Origin of the sequence: Streptomyces sp. NBC_00258 (assembly GCF_036182465.1) — a bacterium.
In the GTDB taxonomy this organism is placed as follows: domain Bacteria; phylum Actinomycetota; class Actinomycetes; order Streptomycetales; family Streptomycetaceae; genus Streptomyces.
The window spans coordinates 2,273,064-2,298,607 of sequence record NZ_CP108081.1 but is presented as its reverse complement, the minus strand read 5'-3'; the positions used below and the strand labels follow the sequence as shown (position 1 = coordinate 2,298,607).

Annotated in this window: 19 protein-coding genes; 10 read left to right on the top strand and 9 right to left on the bottom strand. The window is 70.0% G+C overall.

The window, feature by feature from the left end; genetic code table 11:
- The first annotated feature begins 118 nt into the window (after positions 1-118).
- Positions 119-2,347 (top strand): ricin-type beta-trefoil lectin domain protein, encoded by a 2,229-nt coding sequence (locus OG718_RS10570; RefSeq protein ID WP_328843998.1) that lies wholly within the window; start codon positions 119-121, stop codon positions 2,345-2,347.
- 48 nt (positions 2,348-2,395) lie between these two features.
- Here OG718_RS10570 and OG718_RS10565 read toward each other — a convergent pair whose 3' ends face one another.
- The gene (locus OG718_RS10565) at positions 2,396-4,804 is read right to left on the bottom strand and encodes an ATP-binding SpoIIE family protein phosphatase (protein ID WP_328843997.1); all 2,409 of its coding nucleotides are present in this window, start codon (positions 4,802-4,804) and stop codon (positions 2,396-2,398) included.
- Positions 4,805-5,072: 268 nt separating this feature from the next.
- On the opposite strand from OG718_RS10565, the gene OG718_RS10560 reads away from it, so the two are divergent.
- The gene (locus OG718_RS10560) at positions 5,073-8,183 is read left to right on the top strand and encodes a glycoside hydrolase family 2 TIM barrel-domain containing protein (protein ID WP_328843996.1); all 3,111 of its coding nucleotides are present in this window, start codon (positions 5,073-5,075) and stop codon (positions 8,181-8,183) included.
- Here the strand turns inward: OG718_RS10560 and qcrB are convergent.
- On the bottom strand, positions 8,155-9,903 hold the full coding sequence (gene qcrB, locus OG718_RS10555; RefSeq protein ID WP_328843995.1) for a cytochrome bc1 complex cytochrome b subunit: 1,749 nt from the start codon (positions 9,901-9,903) through the stop codon (positions 8,155-8,157). The genes OG718_RS10560 and qcrB overlap by 29 nt on opposite strands.
- On the bottom strand, positions 9,900-10,367 hold the full coding sequence (locus OG718_RS10550) for a hypothetical protein (RefSeq protein ID WP_328843994.1): 468 nt from the start codon (positions 10,365-10,367) through the stop codon (positions 9,900-9,902). Before OG718_RS10550 ends, qcrB begins: the two co-directional genes overlap by 4 nt.
- Positions 10,368-10,564: 197 nt before the next feature.
- On the opposite strand from OG718_RS10550, the gene OG718_RS10545 reads away from it, so the two are divergent.
- The 3 genes from OG718_RS10545 (at position 10,565) to OG718_RS10535 (ending at position 13,601) form a co-directional block, all read left to right on the top strand.
- Positions 10,565-10,810, top strand: a complete 246-nt coding sequence (locus tag OG718_RS10545; RefSeq protein WP_143634966.1) for a hypothetical protein — start codon at positions 10,565-10,567, stop codon at positions 10,808-10,810.
- A gap of 3 nt (positions 10,811-10,813) precedes the next feature.
- Positions 10,814-11,191 carry a hypothetical protein gene (locus OG718_RS10540; RefSeq protein WP_055617647.1) on the top strand — a complete coding sequence of 126 codons (378 nt, stop codon included), beginning with the start codon at positions 10,814-10,816 and terminating at the stop codon, positions 11,189-11,191.
- Between the two features lie 538 nt (positions 11,192-11,729).
- Positions 11,730-13,601, top strand: a complete 1,872-nt coding sequence (locus tag OG718_RS10535; protein WP_143634968.1) for an RICIN domain-containing protein — start codon at positions 11,730-11,732, stop codon at positions 13,599-13,601.
- Between the two features lie 28 nt (positions 13,602-13,629).
- Here the strand turns inward: OG718_RS10535 and OG718_RS10530 are convergent, their stop codons facing one another.
- The 5 genes from OG718_RS10530 to OG718_RS10510 all read right to left on the bottom strand — a co-directional run bounded on the left by OG718_RS10530 (position 13,630) and on the right by OG718_RS10510 (position 19,659).
- Positions 13,630-14,673: a 2-hydroxyacid dehydrogenase gene (locus tag OG718_RS10530; protein WP_328843992.1), complete on the bottom strand. Its 1,044-nt coding sequence runs from the start codon at positions 14,671-14,673 to the stop codon at positions 13,630-13,632.
- Positions 14,670-15,839 (bottom strand): lactate 2-monooxygenase, encoded by a 1,170-nt coding sequence (locus OG718_RS10525; RefSeq protein ID WP_328843991.1) that lies wholly within the window; start codon positions 15,837-15,839, stop codon positions 14,670-14,672. The genes OG718_RS10530 and OG718_RS10525 overlap by 4 nt, the downstream gene beginning before the upstream one ends.
- Before the next feature lie 165 nt (positions 15,840-16,004).
- Positions 16,005-17,003, bottom strand: a complete 999-nt coding sequence (locus OG718_RS10520; RefSeq protein WP_143634974.1) for a hypothetical protein — start codon at positions 17,001-17,003, stop codon at positions 16,005-16,007.
- 99 nt (positions 17,004-17,102) lie between these two features.
- Positions 17,103-18,686, bottom strand: coding sequence for a purine-cytosine permease family protein (locus OG718_RS10515; RefSeq protein ID WP_328843990.1), 1,584 nt, complete (start codon positions 18,684-18,686; stop codon positions 17,103-17,105).
- A gap of 400 nt (positions 18,687-19,086) precedes the next feature.
- Positions 19,087-19,659 carry a hypothetical protein gene (locus OG718_RS10510; protein ID WP_143634979.1) on the bottom strand — a complete coding sequence of 191 codons (573 nt, stop codon included), beginning with the start codon at positions 19,657-19,659 and terminating at the stop codon, positions 19,087-19,089.
- 307 nt (positions 19,660-19,966) lie between these two features.
- Between OG718_RS10510 and OG718_RS10505 the strand changes: the two genes are divergently transcribed.
- Positions 19,967-20,398 carry a protease inhibitor gene (locus OG718_RS10505; RefSeq protein ID WP_306936155.1) on the top strand — a complete coding sequence of 144 codons (432 nt, stop codon included), beginning with the start codon at positions 19,967-19,969 and terminating at the stop codon, positions 20,396-20,398.
- A 194-nt stretch (positions 20,399-20,592) separates the two neighbouring features.
- Here the strand turns inward: OG718_RS10505 and OG718_RS10500 are convergent, their stop codons facing one another.
- Entirely contained in the window at positions 20,593-20,904 is a 312-nt protein-coding gene (locus OG718_RS10500; protein ID WP_328843989.1) for a hypothetical protein, read from the bottom strand.
- Positions 20,905-20,957: 53 nt separating this feature from the next.
- Between OG718_RS10500 and OG718_RS10495 the strand changes: the two genes are divergently transcribed.
- The 4 genes from OG718_RS10495 to OG718_RS10480 all read left to right on the top strand — a co-directional run bounded on the left by OG718_RS10495 (position 20,958) and on the right by OG718_RS10480 (position 25,509).
- Positions 20,958-21,686: a MerR family transcriptional regulator gene (locus OG718_RS10495; protein ID WP_328843988.1), complete on the top strand. Its 729-nt coding sequence runs from the start codon at positions 20,958-20,960 to the stop codon at positions 21,684-21,686.
- Between the two features lie 267 nt (positions 21,687-21,953).
- Positions 21,954-22,808, top strand: coding sequence for an ABC transporter permease (locus tag OG718_RS10490; protein ID WP_143634985.1), 855 nt, complete (start codon positions 21,954-21,956; stop codon positions 22,806-22,808).
- A complete protein-coding gene (locus tag OG718_RS10485; RefSeq protein ID WP_328843986.1) occupies positions 22,805-23,692 on the top strand; it encodes a carbohydrate ABC transporter permease in 888 nt (295 codons plus the stop codon). The genes OG718_RS10490 and OG718_RS10485 overlap by 4 nt, the downstream gene beginning before the upstream one ends.
- A 158-nt stretch (positions 23,693-23,850) precedes the next feature.
- A complete protein-coding gene (locus OG718_RS10480; protein ID WP_143634989.1) occupies positions 23,851-25,509 on the top strand; it encodes an extracellular solute-binding protein in 1,659 nt (552 codons plus the stop codon).
- Positions 25,510-25,544: the final 35 nt, after the last annotated feature.

The following is a 25,544-nucleotide window of genomic DNA, read 5'->3' as shown; positions in this document are numbered from 1 at the left end:
GAGCGTTCTCTTGTTCCGGGGCGGTGCGTTGTGCAAAGGTGCACCCGTAAGCGTGCAGGAAAAATTCCGTACCCCTTGGTATGGACTATTTCTGCGGGGGCAATGGAGGAAAGTGCACGTGAGCGACGCGACCCCGTCGAATTCACCTACGACCGGAAGCCTGTTCGATGCGACGGACGAACGGCTCACGGCAGACCTGAAGAGGGGCTCGGGCAAGACACCCGCCCAGTATCCCTCCGGGGAACTGCTCGCCCGGCACTGGGTGCCGGTCTTCTCGTACGCCCGACTGTGCACGAACGGTGCGCAGTACGCCGGAATGCTCACCACCGCAGCATTCACCCGGCTCTTCGGGGAGTCGGTGCGCCACACCGGTCCGAAGGCCGCATGGCGACCGCAACTGCTGGTGACCGTGCGCCGAATAGCGGGCGAATGGGACGCGGACAAACGCCGGGAGCTGCTCCGTCCCGAGCTGCGGTCCGACCCGAACGACAAGGACCGTGCCGCGGACCGGCTTCTCCCGCCGGAGAACAGGCGCCTCGTGTCGCGCGCGTTCCATCGGCTGCCGGAGTCCGCCCGCTGTGTTCTGTGGCATGCGGAGGTGGAGGCCGAGGATCTCGCGGTACCGGCCCGCCTGCTCGGAATCTCCGTCGAGGACGTTTCCGTCGCACTGGACCGGGCGCGGGAACTGCTGCGCCAGAACTGCCTGGAGAACCATCGCGAACTCGCCCCCGACCAGGAGTGCCGCCGCTACAGCCGGCTGCTCGACGTATCGCTCCGGCCCGGCGGCAGGATCTGCCCCGATCTGCAGGAGCACATGGCCGGCTGCGCGCACTGCCAGTCCACGGCCGGTCAGCTGGACCAGTCGGGCGGCCGCCTCGCCGGCCTCCTGGCCGAAGGGGTGCTCGGGTGGGCGGCCCAGCAGTATCTCCACTCCAGGCCGGGACGCCGGGTCCGGGCGGAGGAGACGCAGGCCGGTCCCGTGGTGTCGGTGGCTCCGGGCATGGACCCTCACCCGGGTGTGGGCTCCTACCCGGCTGCGGGATCACAGCCGGGTACCGGAACCGGGTCCGTTCCGGGGTCCGTCCCTCAGCCGGGTGCCGGACATCCCTCGGCGGCCGATCACTACGCGGACACCGATTCCGTCTGGGGGCCCAGTCCTCGGCAGGCTCCTGGTCCCTCCGGCACCGGCTCCCGCTCGGATCTCGCTCCTCACCCGGGAGCCGGCGTCCACGCGGGAGACGGCCCGAGCGCCGATGCCGATCCGGGGACCGGGTCCCACCGGGGTGCCGTTTCCCAAACGGGTACGGTCAACGCCACGGGTACCGGCGCCCACCGGGACACCGGTCGCCGGCCGGGCGCCGCCCTCCACGGCGCGGGTCCGCGCCACGCCGTACGGCTTCCCCCGCATGCGGACTCCCGCCCGGGCGAGCCCGGCAGGCGCTCCCCGCGCCGACGCAACGTCGCGCTGGCCGTGCTCGCCGTCAGCGGCTGTGTACTCGTGCCACTGGCCCTGTGGTCCGGCGGGGACAACACGGGGCAGCCCTCCTCCTCGGATGCCGGAACGGCGTCGCAGGAACCCGACGCCAGGCCGACCAGGGTCGGCACCGGCGGCACGGAGACCGGCACCCTGAGCGGGCGGCTCCGCAACGTCGCGAGCGACGACTGCGTCGGGATAGCCGACGGCAAGGCCGTCGCGGGCGTGGAAGCCGTCGTCGCCACCTGCAGTTCCTCGGAGCGGCAGCAGTGGGCGTACGAGAGCGACGGCCTGCTGCGCAGCCTGGCCGACAAGGACCTGTGCCTCGACTCCCGGCTCCCTTCCTCCGTCAGGCTGGGTGCGTGCGACGGCGACAAGGACGAGGTGGCCGTCCGCTACGACCTCACCCTTGAGGGAAACCTGGTGCCCCTCGGGCGGCCGAAGCTCGCGCTGGCACCCGTCTCGGGGGACGAGGAGACGGGCCTGGTCCTCAAGAGCCGTAACCAGGGCGAGGCCCAGCGCTGGGAGATCGACGCCTCGGTCGACTCGCTCCAGATGGAGTGGATCACGTCGTACACGAACAGCGACACGGCGAAGCCGACGCGCAATCCGAGCCCTGAGCCCACCCGCACGCCGCGCCCGTCGCCCCCGAAGCCCGCGCCTTCCCAGACACCCCCGCCGCCCCCGCCCTCGACGCCCGCACCCGCTCCGAGCTGGGTGTGCTACGGCTACTACTGCTGGTACGACGGCGCGTCCGGCGGTGGCTACGGAGGCGGTGGCGGATACGGCGGCGGCTATGGAGGCGGCGGATACGGCGGCGGATACGGGTACGGCGGGGGCGGTTACGGAGGAGGCGGGTACGGCGGCCGGTGAGCCGACGGTGCGTCGGGAATGGCGCGTCCGGGTGCTGCTCCGGGCGCATCATTCCTCGCCGAGTGTCAGCTCCGCCCAGATCGTCTTGCCCTCGGGGGTGTGGCGGCTGCCCCAGCGCTGGGTGAGCTGGGCGACGAGGAGCAGACCGCGGCCGCCCTCGTCGAAGATCTTGGCGCGACGCAGATGCGGGGCGGTGTGGCTGGAGTCCGACACCTCCACGATCAGCGTGGTGGCGTCGTGGATCAGCCGCAGCCGGATGGGGCGCTCGCCGTACCGGATGGCGTTGGTGACGAGTTCGCTCACGACGAGCTCGGTCGTGAAGCCCTCCTCGCTCAGGTCCCAGGTCTCCAGTTGCTGGACGACCTGCTTGCGGATCGGGGCGACGAGGGCGGGATCGGCGGGGATGTCCCAGGTTGCCACCTGCGAGGTCGGCAGCCCCTTCGTCCGGGCGAGCAGCAGGGCCACGTCGTCGGAGGCGCCGGTCGACGGGAGCAGCGACTGGAGGATGTCGTGGCAGGTCTCGTCGAGGGAGCCCGAACTCCGCGCCAGCGCCCGGCACAGCACCGAGCGGCTCTCGTCCAGGTCACGGTCGCGGCTCTCGACCAGACCGTCGGTGTAGAGGGCGAGCACGGTGCCCTCGGGCAGTCTGAGCTCGACCGACTCGAACGGCAGCCCGCCCAGGCCCAGCGGAGGCCCCGGCGGTACGTCGATCTCCTCGGGCGAGCCGTTCGGCCGGAGCATCAGGGGTGGCGGGTGGCCCGCCCGGGCGAGTGTGCAGACGCGGGTGACCGGGTCGTACACGGCGTACAGACAGGTGGCGCCCACCTCGCCGGTGGTTCCCTCGCCGCCGGCCTCCTCGGAGAGCCGGACGACCAGGTCGTCGAGGTGGGTCAGCAGCTCGTCCGGTGCCAGGTCGATGTCGGCGAGCGTGCGCACGGCGGTCCGTAGCCGCCCCATCGTGGCGGAAGCCTGGACCCCATGGCCGACGACGTCTCCGACGACCATGGCGACGCGCATCCCCGACAGCGGGATCACGTCGAACCAGTCGCCGCCGACCCCCGCCCGGGCCGCGGGCAGATAGCGCGAGGCCGCCTCGACGGCGGCCGTCCGAGGGAGCGTCCGGGGCAGCAGACTGCGCTGCAGGGCGATGGCGGTCTCGCGCTCCCGGGAGAAACGCCGGGCGTTGTCGATGCAGACGGCCGCCCGGGCCGTGACCTCCTCGGCCAGCAGGACGTCGTCGGCCGTGAAGGGGTCGGGGCGCCGGAACCGGGTGAAGACGGCGACGCCCAGCGTCGCACCACGGGCCTGGATCGGAACGGACATCGTCGTGTGGATGCCGAGTTCCCTGACGCGCTCGCCGCGCGCCGGATCCCAGGCGAGCCAGTCCGCCAGTGTGCTCATGGGATCCGTGGCCACGATGGGCCGACCGGCCACCAGGGAGTCGGCCTGGGGCGAGGGGGCGGGGTAGACGTCGATCTGGCCCAGCTTGACCACGGCCTCCGGATTGCCGGGGTTCACCGACCGGTGGGCGGCGCGGCGCAGGCTCACGGGCGCGGAGATCGGCCCGGTGTACGGCTCGCCGTCGTGTTCCGGCGGGTCCACGAGGTCGATGCTGACGAAGTCGGCGAGCGCGGGCACGCAGACGTCGGCCAGCTCCTGGGCCGTACGGGTGACGTCGAGGGTGGAGCCGATGTGGATGCTCGCCTCGTTCACGATCTGCAGGCGCTCCCGGGCGAGGTACTGGTCGGTGAAGTCGTGGGCGGAGAGACAGACGCCGACCACCCGGCCCTCGGCTCCGGTCAGCGGCGCCATCCGTGCCAGCCAGGCCAGCGCGCCGTCCGTGTTGCCGGTGCCCAGGGTCTGTACGTCCTTGCGCTGCCCGGTCAGGAGCACCTGGAGCATGGCTGCCTCAAGCTCCTCGTTCTGCGGTCTGCCGCCGATCTCGGGGATGCGCAGCCCGCGGATGCGTTCCTCCGGGAGGCCTATCGACTCGGCCATCACCGCGTTGACACGTCGAAGCCGCAGCCGCTCGTCGAAGAGGGCGGTGGCGCAGGGTGACTGCTCCAGGAACATCGCGGAGAGGGAGTCGGCCTCCGTCGGCGGCCCGCCGTTCTCCAGCGGGGTGACGACGAGCCAGTCGCTGCGGTCGCCGAGTTCGGGGCTGCGCCGGTGCGCGAGCAGCCATACGTTCAGGGTCCGGCCGTCCCGGTGGCGCAGCGCGAGGGTGTCGTTCCAGCGGTGGTCGGCCGATGGGCGGTGCAGGGCTCCGGCGTCCGGGGCCAGCAGATTCGCGGCGGGCAGGCCCACGACCTCGGCCGGGGCATGGCCGAGCAGGCGCCGGGCACCCTCGTTCCACTCGACGAGGATGCCGTCGCCGTCGATGACGGCCCGCGCCGTGGCGGTCTCGTCGAACGGGTACCCCGGGCTGTCGTCCGAGGATTCGTTGTGGCTCCTCATCGCCGCCACTCCATTGCGCACACTCACAGTGAACAGGTGCGTCACTTGTGTTCCAGCCTAGTGCGTCCGGGTCTTCCGCACATGGCACACCGGCTTGCGCATCTGCCCGCTGCCGGGCCCTTCAGCCACCGTGGGATTCAGGCCGATGTGACACCAGCGACGGGAAGCGCTTACCGGAGTCTTGACGGTCACACGTGTCGGACTGTCAGAATCTGTTTGTTCGCGAGCAGTTGTGAGCAAATGTGGGCCCTTACGAAGGGAAAACCCCGTGACGGTGACTCGCAGGTCCGTACTGATCGCCGGCACGGCGGCTCCCGTGGCCCTCGCGGGCACCTCTGACGCATGGGCCGCCGAGGAAACCGCTCTCCGTTCCCGGCCCACCGCCGGAGGGCGGACCGTCCCCCTCCGCGACGGCTGGCGCTTCGCCCTCGTCGATCCGGCCGGCCTCACCGACCCCACCGGCGCGTACGCACGGGCCGCGGAGCCCGACTACGACGACTCGGCGTGGCGGCGGATCGCCGTACCGCACGACTGGAGCATCGAGCTCAGCCCCACCACGGAACACGGCACGACCAGCGGCACCGGCTTCTTCCCCGGCGGCCTCGGCTGGTACCGCATCGCCTTCACCCTCCCGAAGGCGTACGCGGACAAGCGGGTCTCCGTCGAGTTCGACGGCGTCTACATGGACTCGTCCGTCCACTGCAACGGGCAGCTCGTCGGCCAACACCCCTACGGCTACACGGGGTTCGCCCTCGATCTCACCGACCTGCTGCACACGGACGGCACCACCGCGAACGTCATCGCGGTCGAGGTCCGGAACCGGCTGCCCAGCAGCCGCTGGTACTCGGGCAGCGGGATCCACCGCGAGGCCCGTCTCGTCGTCACCGACCCGGTGCACGTCCAGCGGTGGGGCACACAGGTGACGACACCGGAGTTCGGCAAGGACCGCGCGCTCGTACGGGCGCGGACGAGTGTCGTGAACGCGTCGGGCGACGCGAGACGGGCCGAGGTGCGATCGGCGGTCGTCGACCCGGACGGCCGTACGGTGGCTCGCGGGACGTCCACGGTCACGGTCGGCGCGGACCCCGCGACCGTCACGCACGACCTCCCGGTCCGAGGCCCGCGGATGTGGGACATCGACACACCCGCGCTCCACACCTTGAAGACCGAACTCCGTGTCGACGGCCGCACGGTCGACACCTACGAAACCCTCTTCGGTATCCGCCACTTCACCGTCGACGCCGACAACGGCCTGACCCTGAACGGCCGTTACCTCAAACTTCGCGGCGTCAACCTCCACCACGACCTGGGCGCCCTCGGCGCGGTCGTCGACGCGGACGCCGTGGAACGCCAGCTGAAGATCATGAAGAGCATGGGTGTCAACGCCCTGCGCACCTCGCACAACCCGCCCGCCCCCGAAGTGATCGCGGCCTGTGAGCGGCTCGGCATCGTGATGATGGTGGAGGCCTTCGACTGCTGGCGACGCGGGAAGAACCGGTACGACTACGGGCGCTTCTTCGACGCGCACAGCGACGCCGACATCGCCGAGATGGTCCTGGCCGCCCGCAACTCGCCCGCCGTCATCATGTGGTCCATCGGCAACGAGATTCCCGACTCGACCTCGACGGCCGGTCTTGCCATGGCCGACCGGCTCATCGACGACGTACGGCGACTCGATCCGACCCGGCCCATCGTGATCGGCTCCGACAAGTACCGCAGCCTGCCCGCTGTCGGCTCGCCGGCCGATCTGATGCTCGCCAAGATCGACGGACTGGGCCTCAACTACAACACCGCCGCCTCGGTCGATGCCCTGCACGCCCGCTATCCGCGCCTCTTCCTCTTCGAGTCGGAGTCCTCGTCCGAGACCTCCACCCGTGGGGAGTACCAGGAACCGGAGCGCCTCAACACGGGCGAGAACCAGACCCCCGGCAGGCGCGCGACCTCCTCGTACGACAACAACCTCGCCTCCTGGACGATGAGCGGCGAGTACGGGCTGAAGAAGGACCGGGACCGGAAGTGGTTCACGGGCGAGTTCCTGTGGTCGGGGATCGACTACATCGGCGAGCCGACGCCGTACGACGTCTTCCCGGTCAAGGCGTCCTTCTTCGGCGCGGTCGACACGGCAGGCTTCCCGAAGGACATGTACTACCTCTTCAAGAGTCAGTGGACCGAAAAGCCGATGGTCCATCTGCTCCCGATGAACTGGACCGACCACCGCCCGGGTGATGTGGTGGACGTCTGGGCGTACTCGAACGCGGACACCGTCGAGTTGTTCCTCGACGGAAAGTCCCTCGGCGTCAGGAAGTTCGACGAGAAGAAGACCACCGACGGGCGTACGTACCTGGAGACCACCGAGGCGACGGGCGACGACAAGACCGTCACCGGCGGTCCCTGGCCCGGGAGTTACACCAGCCCGAACGGCAGCGCGGGCAAGCTCCACCTCACCTGGAAGGTGCCGTTCGTGCCGGGCGAGCTGAAGGCGGTGGCCCGGCGGAACGGCAGGACCGTGGCCACCGATGTCCTGCGCACCGCCGGGGAACCGCACGCGCTGCGCCTCACCTCCGACCGCAAGTCCCTTGCCGCCGACGGCAGTTCACTGTGCTTCGTGACCGCCGAGGTGGTCGACGCCCGTGGCGTGGTGGTGCCCGGCGCAGACAACTCCATCGCCTTCGACGTCGACGGCGGATCGCTGGCCGGCGTCGACAACGGGCGCGAGGAGAGTGCCGAGCGGTACCGGGCGAGCACCCGAACGGCCTTCCACGGCAAGGCCCTGGCGATCGTCCGCTCAGGCACCGAGGAGGGAAGGCTCAGGCTTCGGGCACGCTCGGCGGGACTGCGGACGGCGACCGTGACCGTACGCGCCACGGCCGCGCGCCCGAAAGTCCTCACTCCGGTGGCCGACTTCGCCCCCGACCCCGGACCGGGCGCGCCCAACTACCCGCTGGCGGACGCGAGTTACTCGGGCCGTCCGGACACCCTGCCCGCCGCGATGCTCGACGGCGCCCCGGCCACCGGCTGGTCCAACGGGTTCCTCAAGGCGGCCACGGCCCTGCTGCCCGCCTTCGACGGCGCCCGCGAGGAGGACTGGGTGTCCGTCGAGTGGGGCCGCGCCCGCTCCTTCGACCGGATCGAGGTCTCCTTCACCGTCGACGCCACACACTCCCTGCCCGCTTCGGTGGACGTCGCCGCCTGGGACGGACGCCGCTACCGACCCGTGCGGGGAGTCGACGTCGACTGGGCCACCGCGTCCGACACGCCGACGGTGATCACCTTCGACGGAGTACGCGGCAGCCGGCTCCGGCTCACCATGACGAGCCGTCACCCGGGCGAGGCCCGGGGCGCCCTGCGGATCAGCCGTCTGGAGGTCCCGCCTCGCTGACCTGACGCCCACTCACCCGGCGTTCGTCCACCGGGCGCTCACTTATCTGATGCTCACTCACCTGCCGTTCGCCTGGCCGTTGTTCGACGGCCTCGTGCTCGCCGGGCCGGTGGGCCTCCCGGTACTCCTCCGCCGTCGGCTTCGCCACCTGGGTGCCCTCGCCGTACAGCGCGCGCGAGAGCCGGGCCCGCAGGCGCGGGATCGGCGCCCGGCGGTTCGGACTCGGCACGCCGTTCGCGTCCTCGGCCGGGCCGAGTTCGAGCGGCCGGGGCTGCTCGTGCTGGGTGAGGGTGTGCAGCTCGGCGGGGGAGAGGGGCCGGTGCAGTTCGACGTACTCGCCGTGCGGGAGCCGTTTGATCACGCCGGTCTCGTGGCCGTGCAACACCAGCTCTCTGTCCCTGCGTTGGAGGGCCAGACAGATGCGCCGGGTCGCGACGAAGACGATCACCGGGACGGCGAAGAGCGCGATCCTGACGGCCCAGGTGACCGTGTTGATCGACAGATGGAAGCGGGTGGCCACGATGTCGTTGCCGCCGCCCGCGAGCAGGATCAGATAGACGCTGATCCATGCCGTGCCGATGGACGTACGGATCGGCCGGTTGCGCGGACGGTCCAGGAGATGGTGCTCGCGTTTGTCACCGGTGATCCAGGACTCCAGGAACGGATAGGCCCCGATGAAGATGAGCAGGAGGGGGAAGACGACGATCGGGATCAGCACGCCGAGTACCAGCGTGTGCCCGGCCACGTTGATCTCCCAGCCGGGCATGATGCGCACCAGGCCCTCCGCGAAGCCCAGATACCAGTCCGGCTGGGCCCCCGTGGACACCTGGTCGGCGCGGTAGGGACCGTACGACCAGACCGGGTTGATCGACGCGATCGCCGAGATGAACGCGATCACCCCGAACACCAGGAAGAAGAAGCCGCCCGCCTTCGCCATGTAGACCGGCATGAACGGCGCGCCCACCACGTTCCGTTCGGTCTTCCCGGGCCCCGGGAACTGGGTGTGCTTGTGGTAGACGACGAGGATCAGATGCGCGACCACCAGGGCCGCCATGATCCCGGGAATCACCAGAATGTGCAGCGAGTAGAAGCGCGCGATGATGTCGTGCCCGGGGAACTCGCCGCCGAACAGGAAGAACGACAGATACGTTCCGACGATCGGCACGGACAGGATCGCGCCGTCCACGAACCGCATTCCGGTGCCGGACAGCAGGTCGTCCGGCAGCGAGTAGCCGAAGAGGCCCTCGAAGAGTCCGAGGAACAACAGGGTCCATCCGAACAGCCAGTTGACCTCCCGGGGCCTGCGGAACGAGCCCGTGAAGAAGTGCCGCATCATGTGCATGAGCATCCCGGCGATGAAGATCAGCGCCGCCCAGTGGTGGATCTGCCGGATCAGCAGACCGCCCCGCACGTCGAAGCTGATGTCCAGCGTCGAGGCGTACGCCTCCGACATCCGGACGCCGTTCAGCGGGACGTAACTGCCGTGGTAGGTCACCTCGTTCATCGACGGATGGAAGAACAGCGTCAGATAGACGCCGGTCAGGATCAGGATGACGAAGCTGTAGAGGCAGATCTCCCCGAGCAGGAACGACCAGTGGTCCGGGAAGACCTTGCGCAGGTACTTCCTGCCGAGGCTGTGGGTGCCGAGGCGGCCGTCGAACCAGCCGGCGACGCGCTGACCGGAGGACTCCTTCGCCGCCTGCCGTTCGGTGGTGGTCACGCGGTCCCCTCCTTCTCGTCCTGCGGGCGGCGGGCGTGCACGTGCCGGCGAACCGCCGCCGGGCTGCGGTCGACGACCTCGGCGATCCCGGTGTGGGCGTGGCCGAACACCTCGCCCGGGACGAACACCGCCCGCTCCCGCGGGGACGGCGACTCCGGGACGACGGGCATCGCCGTCGACACGGAGTACGTCACGCGTCGGCGGCTGATCACGGCCCGTCGCTTCGACGCGTGGTTCAACGCTGTTCGCACGAGGTACGCGTGCGGGTTGTCGATCTTCCGGAGCGGTGACCGGCCGCGGATGCCGGACCAGGACAGCCAGGTGTCCTGCGGTACGTCCTCGGTGTCCGCGACACCGCCGAGCATGTTGTAGTCGATCGCGAGCGACAGCTCGCGGGGGTGGATGAACAGCGGGGTCGCCGTGTTCAGTGCCTCGTCGGTCTCCGGTGCCGGGCTTTCGGACATGCGTGTACCTCCCGTAGCGCGCTCACCCATGCGAGGCCCGCGGGGTCCGGAATGTGACAGCCGACGGGTGAGTTGTGAGGCACGTCTCAGAGGGGTCGTGCCGGAACCTCGGAGGGCCACGGTCGGTCGGTACCGTTGTGTATGGCACTTGACCTGCATGTATTTACGAGTAAGTACCCGCGCGGTACCGTGAGGGCATGCCTGCTCTCAACGTGGAATTCAGCGAGCGCGAGCTCGAGGATCTGCGGCAGATCGCCAAGGAGCGCGGTACGTCGATGAAGGCCCTGGTTCGTGAGGCGGCCGCGGCCGACATCGTGCGGCACCGAGCGCTGCAGGAAGGCGCGGACGTCTTCCGCCGGTTCTTCGCGGCGCACGCGGACGAGTTCGCCGCGGCCTTCCCCGACGACGAACCACCCACCAGGGGCGAGGGGCGGGCCGCCTGACTCATGGCACCCGTCATCCACATCGACGTGCCCTGGCTGCTCCAGCGCCATGAAGAGGTGCTGCCCGACCAGCCGACCGTCAACGACTTCTCGGTGCTCGTGGCCGCCGTGGCCCGGCACAGAGTGGACCCGCCCCGGCTCGGGGTGGACTCGGACCCGGCCTGGCGCGCCGCCGCGCTGCTGCACACCCTGGCCCTGCTGAAGCCGCTGCCTTCCGCCAACGCCCGGTTCGCCTGCGCGACGGCGGTCTCGTACATGTTCGTGAGCGGTGTCGGGATCGATCCGCCGTACGGCGCACTCGTGGACCTCGCCCGCGACCTGATCTCCGGCAAGGTGGACGTCTTCGCGGCGGCCGACCGTCTGCGGTCCTGGCAGATCTGAGCGACCCGCCCTCGGGGCCGCCGACCGAGGGCGGGAGGATCGGGGTCGGCGGCCTGTTTCGCGCGGGAGAGCCGCCGTCCCGTGCGGGGCCTCCGAGAAGGGCCGGTACCAGTGGACTACGCACTATCGCGCGCGGGGAGCGTGCGAGAGGCACCGGCGTGGGCGCACGGTTCACACGGGGCGCATGGCAACGATTGCCATTTCGAAATGAGGTACGGCCGAGGCGAGTTGCCCTGGGTGGGACTGACTTTCCTTCAATGCGCGGATGTTGCTGAAGTAGCTCAAGTGCCTTGTTGGGTGTGAGAGTTTTGTGCAAGGGTGAACTTCCTCGCACATGGCCAATGGTCAGGTCTGATTCGCTGCTCGGGATTTCATCGTGCCGCCGGGCCCAAAAGGCTCGCGGCCGACGGACGTCGAGTGGTCGACATCCCGGCCGCTTTCCGTGCGTCGAGCCAAAAAGGTATGCACCAATCAGGAGCTCCTTTTCGGCGGTCACGACTTCTGTGTGCCACCTTGTGCCTTGGAAGGAACCCGCTCAGTGCACACCCCCCACCCGCCTCGTCCTCCTTATCCGCCGGGCTCCGGAGCCGCTCCCGGGGAATCCGACGAGAGCCTCGCCGCCCTACTCAGAGCGCAGCCGGAGGGTGAGCTCACCCACTCCGTCGCGCTGCTGCTCGCGCGACACTGGCAGCCGACGCACGACTACGCGGTCATCTGCCTCGCTTCCTCGGCGAACGTCGCCTCCATGGTCACCGCGGCCGCGTTCCAACAGGTGCTGGAACGCCTGCGGCGCGCCGGGTCCGCCGTCGCCCTGCGCCCACAGCTCCTGGTGGCCGTGCGGGACATCATCAAGGCCTGGTCCGCGGAGGACCGGATATCCGCGGTGCTGCCGGATCTCCGGAAACCCGCCGGGGGTCGCGGTATGCGCGCGACGAAGTCCATGACGCCGGAAAATCGCAAGCTCGCCGAGCGTTCTTTCCAGTCCCTCCCGGGACTCGCCCAGTGCGTGCTGTGGCACACCGAGGTCGAGGCCGAGCCCATATCCGTACCCGCCGGTCTGCTGGGTATGGATACCGACACCGCGTCGGCGGCCCTGGAACAGGCACGGGAGAAATTCCGCGAGGGTTGTGTTCGGGCCCATCGTGAACTCGCGCCGAACAAAGACTGCCGCTACTACAACCGTCTCCTGGACGTCCCGATTCGGCGCGGCGGCGGACTGCTCCCCGATGTGCAGCAGCATCTCCTGGAGTGCCGCTTCTGCCGTTACGCGGCCGAGCAACTCAGCCATTTCGAGGGCGGGTTGGGCGGTCTGCTCGCCGAGTCGATGCTCGGCTGGGGCGCCCGCCGCTACCTCGAGTCGCGGCCCAGCCGCGGCCACTCGGGTGCCCGTCCGGGCCGCAACAGCGGCAGACGCCCGGGCGGCGGCGACCGCCCCCGTCTGCTGGCCCAGTTCTCTCCCAGGCCGTCCCGGCAGGGGCGCCACTCCTCGCCGGGCCCCCGGCACTCGAAGGCGCTCCTCACCGGAGCGGGACTGGTTTCGGTGGCTCTGCTCGCCTCCGTCCTGGTCGCCAGCCTGTGGTCGTCGGACGACGGCGACGCGGATCCCTCGGCCTCCGCCGGCGCGTCCAGCAGCATCGTTCCGGGGGCCGACGGACAGACCCCGCCCGCCAGGTCCTCGTCCCCGCCCAACTCGGCGGGCCTGCCGACACCCCCCGGACAGACCCGGCTGCGCAACCTCGCCGCGGACCTCTGCCTCGACATAAAGGACGGCAGGGCCAAGACCGGTGTCGGCACCAAGCTGGAGACGTGCTCCGCGGCCAGGACGCAGCAGTGGTCGTACGAGGAGGACGGACTCCTGCGCAGCGTCGCCGACCCCGAGTTGTGCCTGGACTCCCACGTGGACGCGGGCGTCGTCGTCCTGGGCCGCTGCGCGGCCGCGTCGGCCAAGCGCGGCGACGACGTGCGCTACGACCTCACCGTCCAGGGCGAGTTGCTGCCCCGCTGGCAGGAGGGGCTCGCCGTCGCGCCCTCCTCGAGCGACCCGGACGCGGAGGTCGTGGTGAAGATCCGCGACAGGTCGGACGAACAGCGCTGGCTGACCGATGCCACGACGGCCAGCCCCGAGTCGCTGTCGATCGCCGGAACGGGCGCGCCGTCGTCCGGCCGTCCGGAGGCCGACCCGACGTCCGCCGAGTCGGACTCCGGCTCCGACTCGGACTCCGACTGTGCCGAGTCCCCGTGCGAGGTGGAGCCGTCGGCCGCGGAGAAGGACGCGGAGCCTGAGCCGACCACCACCGTGTCCGGGCCCTACGCGGAGCGCCGCGCCGTGACCGTCGACGACTCCGCCCCGCGGCCCGTCGCGCCGGTGCCCCTTCTGCTGGCGCGGACGGTCTCGAACCTCGGTCTCTGACGCGGCCCTGGTCCGACCGAGTCCTGTTTCAACCCGGTCCTGCTCCGGCCGGTTTCCAGGAGACGACGTCCCGGGGCGGTTCACCCGACAGGAACCCGGTGACGTTCTGGACGGCGGCCAGCGCGATCCGTACGAGGGTCTCGCGGGTGACGCCGGCGACGTGCGGCGAGAGCACCACGTTCGGGGCCTTGAGCAGCCGCAGGGCCGGTGTGGGCGGTTCGGGGTCGAAGACGTCGATGCCCGCCCCGGCCAGGGCCCCCGACTCCAGCGCGTCCGCGAGGGCGTCCTGGTCGATCAGCGCGCCCCGCGCGGTGTTGACGACGAACGCGGTCGGTTTGAGCAGCGCGAGCCTGCCGGCGTCGAGGAGATGCCGGGTCGTGTCGTTGAGCGGCGCGTGCAGCGTGACGTAGTCCGACGCGCGCAGCAGCTCGTCGAGGCCCACGTGGCGGGCGCCGCCGAGCCGCGCTTCGGTCTCGGGGCCGAGGGACCGCGGCCCGGCGTACAGGACGGTCATGTCGAAGGCGACCGCGCGGCGGGCGACCTCCTGGCCGATGTGGCCGAGTCCGATCACGCCGAGGGTCTTGCCGGACAGTTCGGTGATGGACCGCTGGAGCCGCGGCAGTGCCCAGTCCGCGTCGACGAGCGCGGTGTGCGCCGGGATCAACTGCTTGGCGAGGGCGAGCATCAGGGCGAAGGTCTGCTCGGCGACGTTCTGCTTCTCGGCGCCGCTGGAGCCGATGGTGCACACGGGGATGTCCCGGGCGCGGGCCGCTTCGAGGTCCACGTAGTCGAAGCCGTGGCTCGCGCACTGGATCAGTTCCAACTCCGGTGCCGAGGCCAGGTGTTGGGCGGTGACGGGGGCGAGCCCGGTGATGATGACGTGCGCCTCGCACAGCGCGGCCGGGTCCTCGTCGGCCGACTCCACGACGGTGACGCGGGCCTCCTTCGGGAACAGCGTGGCGAGCCCGGCTCCGCCCGAACGGCCGCCCACGTGGGGCGAGACGACGGCGAGGACGTTCTTGGCGGCGGCGGGGGCAGTGGCAGGAGCGGGAGTGGAGGAGTCGTCGCTCATGCGGTCTCCTCGGCCAGGTCGTCGGTGCTGAGGGTCGACGGGCCCGCGTGACCGGAGAGCGCGAGGGTGAGGTCGAGTTCGGCGAGCAGACAGCGGATGACGTACTCCACTCCCGCCTGGCCGTCGAGGCCGAGACCGTACGCGTACGGACGCCCGACGAGCACCGCCTCGGCGCCCAGCGCAAGCGCCTTGAAGATGTCGTCGCCCGTGCGGATCCCGCCGTCGAAGAGGACGGTCAGCCGGTCACCGGCCGCCTCGACCACCCGGGGCAGCGCGTCGGCGGCACCGACGGAGCCGGCCACCTGGCGGCCGCCGTGGTTGGAGACGACCACCCCGTCCATCCCGGCGGTGACGGCCCGGCGGGCGTCGTCCGGGTGCAGGATGCCCTTGAGGACGATGGGTCCCTCCCAGTTCTCGCGCAGGAACTCCAGATCGGGCCAGGTCTTCGCGGGGTCCGCGAACATCCCGACGAAGTGCATGACCGCCGCGTTCGGGTCCTCGTCCACCGGCTTGGCCAGACCCGCCTGGAACGCGGGGTCCGAGAAGTAGTTGGCCGTGCCGATCCCGTGCAGGAACGGCAGATACGCCTGGTCCAGGTCGCGCGGCCGCCAGGCGAGCAGCGGTGTGTCCAGCGTGACGAACAGCGTGGTGAATCCGGCCGCCTTCGCCCGGTTCAGAAAGCTCTTCGTGACCTCGCGGTCCTTCGCCCAGTACAGCTGGAACCAGCGCTCCGCGTCGCCCATCGCCTCCGCGACCTGCTCCATCGGTGTGCTGGACGCCGACGACAGGATGTACGGCACGCCCTGCGCCGCGGCGGCCCGGGCGGCGGCCGACTCGGCGTCCGGGTGCATGATCGACAGCACGCCGACCGGTGCGAGGGCGAGGGGAGCGGGCAGCGGGCGCCCCAACACCTCGACGGACAGATCGCGTTCGTGCACATCGCGCAGCATGCGCGGCACGATCCGGCGCCGTTCGAGCGCGGCCCGGTTCGCCCGCGCCGTACTGCCGTTGCCCGCGCTGCCCGCCACATAGCCGACCGGACCGGGTTCGAGCCGCTGTTCGGCCAGCTCCTCCAGCCGGGTGAGATCGGTGGGCAGTCGGGGCACCGCACCCGTCATGCCGTTGAGATAGATCTCGTACTGGAAGTCCGCCCAGTGCTTCGTCATCCGTACGTCCCGCCTCTCGCCCTTGGTCTCGCCGTTGAGACCGTGCCGTTCGCGCTGGAGACCGTGCCCCGTTCCCGCCGGACACCACGCCGGTCCTGCGACGATCCTGACGAGCGGGACAAGATCCGTCCACCGTCGACGCGAAGATCGCCGGGCCGGTCGGGCTCAGCTCGGGAACGACACCCGTACGGCGACCAGTTCGCCGGCCGGGCCGAGCTCCGCCGAGACGGGGAACCAGCCGTCGCCCTGACCGGTCATGGTGCACAGCACGCGCGCGCCGCCGACCTCGACGGTTCCGGACTCGACCGCGGAGGCACGGACCTCACGCATGACCTGCCAGTGGTGGGAGTGCGGGCGGAAGTCCACCATCAGCCGACGCCCGGGGGCTGCGTCCTTCCAGTCGAAGAGGGCACCGGCCCGGCGCATCGCCTCCGGCACCGTCAGCCCCGTCCAGCCCCTGACCCCGTCCTCGCCCACCTCACCGAGCGCGGGAGCCCCGAACTCGGCGGCTGCCTCCTCCTCCGCGGCGCCCCAGAAGGCGACGTCGGCCTGCCCGTCCACGGGTTCGTCGTGCTGCCAGGAGTTCAGCGCGTCGGCGTCCCCGAAGAGCAGCCGGGCCCAGTCGACGCGGATGTCGCCGAGCTCGACGCGCTTGGCGGCGGGGGCCGGGTCCACCCGGATCACGATGCCGGCGCCGGACGCCAGCACCGGGAGGGCCCGGTCGCGGGGCAGACCGCCGAGCGCCACGACCGGCACCCCGTGCATCAGGAAGCAGCCGCCGCCCCGTGCCGCGCACCGCCGGACCCGCTCCCGGTGCGGCACCCGCTCGCAGGCCTCCAGCCGGGCGTCGAAGCCGTGCTCCAGGCAGTGCGCGTCGAAGAGTTCACGCAGCCGCGCCGCTCCGGACGCCGGGATGTCGTGGAGCATCCGGCCGGGCTGCCGGTCGAAGGAGTGGGCCGCGGTGTCGGCGTCGGGGCCGGTGATCGTGAAGTCGGTCGCTCCGCTCACATCGGCGGCGACCTCCGGATCCTGGACGCCGAACGCACCCGGGTCCACCTCCGCCGGCGACCGCTCCCCGCTCCACATGCCCAGGTGGCCACCGTCGAGGACCACCAACTCGCCGGACGGACACGTGATCGCGCCCAGCTCGTAGATCTCTTCCATGGCGCGGCAGTCTACGAAGGCCCCGCCCCCGGACGGCCCCGTGCCGAGCGGGCTGTCCGGTTTTCGCCCTCCGAAGTGGTCAGAAGCCTTCAGAAGTCGTCATGAGCCCTCGGTGGCCAGTACCGGTCGGTCTTCGTCGGCCTCGCTGCCCGGTCCGGTGATCGGGGGTACCGGTGCATCGACGGTACGGACCAGGCGAGGGCCCTCCGGTCCGTACGCCGCCCGCGGTTCGGGGAAGAACCACAGCAGCGACAGGAACAGCACGGCGGAGACCGCCAGGGAGATCGGCAGGCCGATGTCGACCCCGCCGGCCAGGTCACCGAGCGGGCCCACGAACTGGCCGGGGATGTTCGTGAAGAGGACGCCGATGACGGCGGAGATCCACCAGGCGGTCATCCCACGCCAGTTCCAGCCGTGCGTGAACCAGTAACGGCCGCCCCGCTGGCGCCGGTTGAAGACCTGGAGCGCGTCCGGGTCGTACCAGCCGCGCCGGGTGAAGAAGCCCAGCATCATCACGACCATCCACGGCGTCGTGCACGTGATGATCATCGTGGCGAACGTCGAGATGCTCTGTACGAGGTCGAAGCCGAAGCGCCCGACGAAGATGAACGCGATGGACAGCACGCCCACCAGCACCGTCGCCTGCACCCGGGACAACCGGGGGAACACGGACGAGAAGTCGAGCCCGGTCCCGTACAGCGCGGTCGTGCCCGTCGCCATGCCACCGATCAGCGCGAGCAGACACACCGGCAGGAAGAACCAGCTCGGCGAGATGGCCAGCAGCCCGCCCACGAAGTCCGGGGCCGCGGGGTCGACGTAGTCCGGTGCCTTTGCCGCGATGATGCTCGCGGTCGCCAGGCCGAAAACGAACGGCAGCAGGGTCGCGATCTGCGACAGGAACGCGGCGCCGATCACTCTGCGCCGCGGAGTGCTCGCCGGGATGTAGCGCGACCAGTCGCCGAGGAACGCGCCGAAGGACACCGGGTTCGACAGCACGATCAGCGCGGAGCCGATGAACGACGGCCAGAACAGATCCTGCGTCGCCGCGTCGGCGGACGCCGTGAAGATCCCCGCGTACGAGGGGTCGAAGTCCCCGGCGAAGGCCACCGCGCCGAGCAGGAACAGCAGGGTCGCCGAGGTCACCGCGACCTTGTTGACGAACAGCATGAAGCGGAACCCGTACACGCACACCGCGAGCACCAGCACGGCGAACAGCGCGTACGCGACGACGTACGACAGGTCGCTGCGGCTCTGGCCGAAGAGCCGGTGCGCACCGCCGACCAGGGCGTCGCCCGAGCTCCACACCGAGATGGAGAAGAACGCGACCGCGGTGAGCAGCGAAAGGAACGAACCGACGACCCGGCCGTGCACACCCAGGTGGGCCGAGGAGGAGACGGCGTTGTTCGTGCCGTTGACCGGCCCGAAGACCGCCATCGGGCACAGGATCAGCGCGCCCGCGATCACTCCGAGGAGCGTCGCCGCGAGCCCCTGCCAGAACGAGAGGCCGAAGAGGATCGGGAAGGCCCCGAGTACGCAGGTGGAGAAGGTGTTGGCTCCGCCGAAGGCGAGCCGGAAGAGGTCGAGCGGGCTCGCGGAGCGATCGGCGTCGGGGATCCGCTCGACGCCGTAGGGCTCGACCTCGGTGAGGGACGGGGGCTGCGTGGCGGGGGAGTTCAGGGACAAGGAGGGGCTCCAGCGAAGGACCGACACCCCGAGGGGCGGCAGGGCGGGGGAGCGCGTGGTGACGCGGCTGGCCGGACGGCGTGTCGCTGTCGCTGGGGTGCGCGGAGCGCGGGGAAGCCGTCCCTTGGTGCGGTGATCTGCCGAAGCTAAGGGGCGGACCGGGCACCGCACCAGTGGACGGACCGTCCATCTTCGCGGTCGTCAGTGGATGAATCGCACGGTCTGACGGCTGGTGATGGTCCTCAGGCGAGCATGGCCGTCACGGGCCGTTGCTCACGGGCGCCAGAGCCGCGAACCCGCAGGCGAGCAGCACGAGCACGGTCAGCCGTGCTCGGAGGCTGTTGACCGCTTTGCGCATGAAGTCCTCCCGTTGAAGTCGTTTTCCGGATCGGCTCAGGTGTCAGCCGTCGGTCGGAGTGTCCTCGGGGCCCGCGTCCTCGGCAATGGGTCCCGGCGCGTCGGGCCCCTGCGCGCGAACCCGCTGCACGTGCTCCAGGGAGTCCCGCAACTCCGTGAGCCAGTCGTCCGCATGGCGCTCGACGAGGCGGACGCACCAGGCGAGCGCGTCGCTGCGGCTGCGGGCGACGCCGGCGGCGATCAGGGTGTCGAGGACCTGTCGCTGGGGCTGTCGCAGCCGGGTCATCACGGGTGCCGCGACATGTGTGAACAGGGCGCGCTCACCGCCGCACTCCACACCCCACGAGACCTTCTTGCCGAAACGGTGCTCGGCCTCGCGGGCCACGGCGACCCGGGCGTCGCGGGTGCGCTCGCGGAACTCCTGGATCCGGGAGCCGACGGCCGCCTCCCGCTCGGCGTCCGAGGCGCTCTCGGTGAGCCGGGGTTCGGGGATGCGGCCGATGACGGTGATCTCCTCGCGGTCGACCGTGACCTCACCGAGGCTCTCGAAGAGGTCGTCGGGCAGACGGCCGGCGAACCAGCCGCGCAATTTCTCGTGCTGTTCGGCTGTAATCATGTAATGACGATTACTCGCCTGCGGCCCGGGCGCAAGAGGCAAGCGCTCAGCTGGAAGCGGAATGTTTCAGGCCTATTGCTGAGCAGTGCATATCCGGCCAGCGTGTCCGTCCGGTGACGCAGGGTCCGCTCAACTCCGGGGTCGGCGTGTTCGAATTCCGTAACTTCGCGCCACTGATTCAATACGCAAGGTTACTGAAACGCGTGGGGTCGACGTGTGTTTCCGTCGCGGACTCGGCAGACTCGCGCTCGCCGCACCGGCACTCGACCGAGCCGGCGGCAACCAACCGAGCGGAAGGATGCACACAATGCCGAACACCGCGCGCTGGGCAGCGACGATCACGCTGACGGCCACAGCCGTATGCGGACCCCTCACCGGGACCGCCCTCGCCGCCGCCCCCTCGCCGAACTCCCTCTACGCCCCCTCCTCCCTGGTGCTCACCGTGGGCCACGGCGAGATCAAGGCCGACGCCGCTCCCGAACGCGCGGTCACCCTGACCTGTGCGCCGACCGCCTCGGGAACCCACCCGGCCGCGGCGTCGGCCTGCGCCGAACTCCGGGCGTCCGGAGGGGACTTCAGTACCCTGCCAGGCAGAGCCGACGCCATGTGCACCCGCGAATACGATCCCGTCGTCGTCACGGTCGACGGCGTCTGGCAGGGCAAGCGGGTGTCCTATGAACGCACCTTCTCCAACGAGTGCGTGAAGAACGCCTACGGGGCGAGCGTCTTCACGTTCTAAAGAGACCGGGATCGCGCGGTTCGCCGATGTGCGTCGACGGAGGCCCGCGGATGCGGATGGGGAGTGCGGGTCCCCTCGCGGAGTGCCATGCGATCTCGCAACAGGGGCCGGCGGAGACGGAGTGGGGCCGTCTCCGCCGGCCCCGGCGTCATTCCCGGGACGGCCCCGGCGTCAATCCGGAGCCGGGCTCGGCGTCATGCCGAAGCGGTGATGCTCCAGGAACCCACTTCGCGGTAGTCGGAGTCGGAGACGGCCGCCCCGTCGCCGGGCTTCAGCTCGTAGTGCTGGAGGTTCCCTCCCCAGTAGCGCAGGATCCGCCCCAGCTCCCGCGCGGCGTTCCCCTCCCAGGCGGTGTCGCCCATGTCGACTTCGAGTACGAACTTCATGGCGAGGCTCTCCTCTTCCTGGTCCTGTTTTCCCGGTCCGGTTCCGGTGTGCTCTCCTTCAATCGTTTCATTGAAGTGCTTCTTGAGACTTGCCCCGAGTTCGTGCCAGTTCAGGCCCATGGCCTACTCTGTAACCCTCAAATCATGGTGAAGCGGCAGGCTGAGGAGACCGGGTGGGCGACCGACTGCGGGCCGTCGACCTCGCGCGTGAGGCCGGTATCTCGACGCAGCAGGTCCGCAACTACGTGGAGACGGGCATCCTGCCGCCCGTCGAGCGCACGGACAGTGGCTACCGCGTGTTCACGACCGCACACGCCGAAGCGCTCAGGGCCGGCCGTGCGCTGGCCGTCGGGCACGGCTGGCCGACGACCGGCGCGATCATGCGTGCCGTGCACGGCGGCGACCTGGAGACCGCACTCGCCGTACTCGACGAGAGCCACGCCGAGCTGCACCGGGAGCGCACCGAACTCGCCGAGGTCATCAGGGCCCTGGACACGCTGATCACCCACGAGACCGAGCCGCCGGACCGGGACCGTGGCGGGATGCGCATCGGTGAGGTGGCCGACGCCATCGGGGTGCAGACACCCGTACTGCGCCTGTGGGAGACGCGCGGCCTGTTGCGGCCCACGCGGGAGAAGGTCACCGGATACCGCCGCTACTCCGCGTCCGAAGCGCGGCTGGCCCAGATCGTGGCGCTGCTGAGGCGCGGTCACCACCCGTTCTCCACCATCGAGTCGGTCCTGGCCGAACTGCGCACCACCGGCAGCCCCGAGCGCGTACGGGCAGAACTGGCGGGCAGGGAGCGCGAGTTGCACCTGCGGAGCCGGAGCCGCCTGGAGGGCTCGGCCGCTCTCCACGCATACCTCCAGCGGCTCACACGACAGCCCACGAAAACGTTTTAAGCGATCTCCGCAGGTCGGCGGGCCGCCCGCACCAAGGCCAACTACCGGTCTGTGTCAGAAGTGTTGACCCCGCATTGGAAACGTTTTAATTTCCCCTCACCCAACAGCCAGAGGCGAGGAGGTTCCGTGGCCGCGGTGGTGCGGGAGCGTGCAGGTACGGAGGCGGTGACCCCACCCCGCCGCCGTCCGACCGGTGCGTTCAGGAGGAGAAAAGGTTTTCAGAGCCGCAGAAGCGGGAGCCGGAGGAACCGGGCCCTGTTCCTGCTGATGCTCCCCGGGCTCGGCTACTTCCTGCTGTTCCACTACGGCGCCCTGGCCGGCAACGTCATCGCGTTCAAGGACTACGTACCGTTCGACGGCATCTGGGGCAGTCCATGGGTGGGCCTCGGCAACTTCCAACGGATGTTCCAGGACGCCGAGTTCTGGGACGCGGTCCTCAACACCCTCTGGATCGCGGTCCTCCAGATCGTCTTCTACTTCCCCGTACCGCTCGCCCTCGCCCTGCTCCTGCACACCCTGACCTGGACCACCGTCCGTCGCTTCGTGCAGTCGGTGGCGTATCTGCCGCACTTCATCTCATGGGTGATCGTGGTCGCCCTGTTCCAGCAGGTCCTCGGCGACACGGGGCTGGTGAACGGCTACCTCGGCGACGCGGGCCTGAGCACCGTCGACATCATCGGCAACCCCGACGCCTTCAGACCGCTCACCGTCGCCCAGGTGATCTGGAAGGACGCCGGCTGGGGCACGATCATCTTCCTCGCCGCGCTCTCCCAGGTCGACGAGCAGCAGTACGAGGCCGCCGCCATCGACGGCGCAGGACCCTGGCGGCGCTTCTGGCACGTCACCCTGCCCGCGATCCGCCCGGTGATCGTCCTGCTGCTCATCATGCGGCTCGGCGACATCCTCTCCGTCGGGTTCGAGCAGATGCTGCTCCAGCGCGACGCGGTCGGCCCCGAGGCCGCCGAGATCATCGACACCTTCGTCTACTACCAGGGCATGGTCGGCGGCGACTACGGATTCGCCGCCGCCGCGGGCCTGTTCAAGGGCGTGATCGGCGCCCTGCTCGTCTACGCGGCCAACAAGGTCGCCCACCGCCTCGGCGAACAGGGGGTCTACAAGTGAGTGCCCATGCCCGTCCCGCCTGGATGGAGAAACCCCGGCCCCTGACCCAGGCGGCGAAGGCCGTCGCGCTCGTGGCCGTCGTCCTCCTGGTCTGCGTGCCGTTCCTGGTGATCCTCTCGACCTCGCTCGCCTCGCCCGAGGAGGTCGTCGACAACGGCGGCTGGGTGCTGTGGCCGACCGAGCCGACCCTCAAGGCGTACCGCGACATCCTCGACGGCGGCATCGTCACCCATGCGCTAGGCGTCAGCGCGGGCGTGACCGTCGTCGGCACCCTGTTCAGCCTCTTCTGCACGGTCACGCTCGCCTATGCCCTGTCGCGCCCCGGCGTCTTCGGCGGCCGGCCCGTGCTGCTCCTCGTCCTGTTCACGTTCCTCTTCCCGCCCGGCATGATCCCCAGCTTCCTGCTGGTCAAGGAGCTGGGGCTGCTGGACTCGTACGGCTCGCTGATCTTCCCCGTGCTGATCAACGTGTTCAACCTCGTGGTCCTGCGCGGCTTCTTCCAGTCGATACCCGAGGAGTTGTACGAGGCCTCACGGCTGGACGGCGCGGGGGACTGGCGGGTGCTGTGGTCCGTGGTGCTGCCGCTGTCCAAGGCCGCGCTCGCCGTCGTCGGTCTCTTCTACGCGGTGGCGTACTGGAACTCGTGGTTCTACGCCTCGCTGTACCTGGAGAGCGACCACTGGCCGCTTCAACAGGTGCTGCGCACGTATGTGGTTGCCGGGTCGGGGCTCACGGACACCGCGACCAGTGAGGGCGCCGTCAATGCTCCGCAGACCGTGCAGATGGCTGTGCTGGTGATGGCCACGGTGCCGATTCTCTTGATCTACCCGTTCCTGCAGAAGTACTTCACCAAGGGCGTGCTCACCGGGGCCATCAAGAGTTGAGCGCCTTGCTGGTGCGGCGCTCCTTGTGCGGTATGCCGGCTGCCGGCCGGTGAGGGCTGGTCGCGCCCACGCGGCGGAGCCGCACATCGACACAGCCCCGCGCCCCTGAAGGGACGCGCCGGTCCCACCCATTCCTCCAGAGCTGGGAGAGAACACGTATGTCCAGTACACCGCTGTCCCGTCGTGCCCTGATGCGTACCGCTGCCGTGGGTGCCGTTGCGCTTGCGGCTCCGGCCGGGCTGACCGGCTGTTCCACGGAGTCCGGGGGTGACGGGGTGTCCAACGCGGGCAAGAAGCTTGCCCCCTGGCCCGCGTACAAGGCCTTCGCGGGTCCGAAGCCGGATCTTGCGCCCACCGCGGAGGGGGTCCAGCCCGGTTACGTCTCCTACCCGGCGGACCTGGCGCGGTCGGTGTCCCGCACCCCGGGAGACGGCTCCACCGTCAAGGTGATGTCGGTGTCGTTCGGTACGCCGCCGAAGCCCGCCTCGGCCAACAAGTTCTGGCAGGCCGTGGAGAAGGCGCTCGGCGTGAAGATCGAGTACACGGTCATCTCGCAGACCGACTACCAGAAGAAGATGGCCACCGTGATGGCGGGCGATCCGGGTGAACTCCCGGACATCATCAACATCTTCTCCGGGTTCGCGCTGCCCCGCGAGGCCCAGTTCGTGCAGCGGCGTGCCGAGGACCTCACGCCGTTCCTCTCCGGGGACGCGGTCGAGGACTACCCGAACCTCGCGAACATCCCGACGCACGCGTGGCGCGACATGGGCCGGATCGGCGGCCGTATATACGGCATCCCCCTGGAACGACCGCTGCCCGGCTCCACCCTCTGGCTGAACGAGGAGTACTTCGAGGACGCCGGGATGAAGGACGGCTGGACCGACCAGGACTTCGCGGCGGTCGCCAAGAGGGGCACCGGCGGGAAGAAGTACGCCCTGGGGGCCGCGGTCGGATCCGTGTTCGGGGACGGGTTCCACTCGGCGGCGCACGGTGTGCACGCCCGGGGCTGGTCGGTGAAGGACGACGGTACGTTCCTGCCGGTCGTGGCCGACGAGCGGTACAAGCAGATGCTCGACTTCCAGCTCGGACTGCGCAAGGCGGGCTCGTACCACCCCGACGCGACGTCCATCTCCCAGATCGACATGATCGCCCTCTACTACAACGGCACGGTCGGCTCGCTGCAGGACGGGTTCGGCGGCTACCTCCCCAAGTTCTTGGAGAAGGGCCGCAAATACACCCCCGCGCCCGCTCTGCCGTACAGCGTGGGCGGTACGCCCGGCGGGATCGTCGGGGCACGCCGCTCGTTCGGCTACACCGTCGTCAAGAAGGCCAAGAAGGAGCGCGTGCAGCTGCTGCTGCGCATCCTCGACTACCTCGCGGCTCCGTTCGGCAGCAAGGAGTGGGAACTCGTCCACTACGGCGTGGAGGGCACCCACTTCACCCGGGCCAAGGACGGTTCGCCCGAGCCCAACGCACTCGGGCAGGTCGAGAACAACACCAACCTGCCGCTGAAGTACCTCGCCGAAGGACCCCAGGCTCTGTTCGTGCCCGGTATGCCCGACGCCGTGAAGGCACTGCACGCATGGCAGGTGAAGACGGTTCCGCACGCCATCCGCAACGCCTCGTACGGGCTCCAGTCCCGGACGTACACCGCCCAGGGCACCACACTCGAAACGCTCCTCAAGGACACCGCCACCGGGATCATCGCGGGGCGGACACCGCTGTCCGAATGGGACGCCACCGTCAAGACCTGGCGGCAGCGGGGTGGCGACAGAATGGCCGAGGAGTACGCCAAGGACTACGCCGCCAACAACTGACGCGGCAGGCCGGGCGGTTGTGAGGGGAGACACGG